General features: G+C 64.9%; 1 protein-coding gene. It reads right to left on the bottom strand.

Annotated elements, in window-relative coordinates; genetic code table 11:
* A partial coding sequence (locus tag F6X37_RS36130; RefSeq protein ID WP_222945056.1) for an Ig-like domain-containing protein occupies positions 1-282 on the bottom strand: 282 nt, incomplete at both ends.

Raw genomic sequence — 282 nt, 5'->3', positions numbered from 1 at the left:
GCGTATCAGGCGTGAAGCTCCAGTTGCCGTCCTCGTCGACCTGCGTCTCGCCAACCGGCGTGCCGTTGTCGATCACGACGATCGTGTCACCCGGTTCGCCCTTGCCCACCAGCGTCGGCGTCGTGTCATCCGTGCTCTCGCCATTGCCCACCGGTCCCTGGATCGGACCTTCGTCGTCAATCACTTCGCCAATGACTGGCTGGTCCGGCGCAGTCGTATCCACGATCACCACGTGCGGCTCCGACGGCCTGCTTTCGTTGCCCGCGGGATCACGCTCCACCA

It is taken from the genome of Paraburkholderia sp. 31.1 (assembly GCF_014397645.1).
Taxonomy (GTDB): Bacteria; Pseudomonadota; Gammaproteobacteria; order Burkholderiales; family Burkholderiaceae; genus Paraburkholderia; species Paraburkholderia tuberum.
The sequence above is the reverse complement of the archived record's forward strand: the minus strand, read 5'-3'. Positions and strand labels throughout refer to the sequence as shown.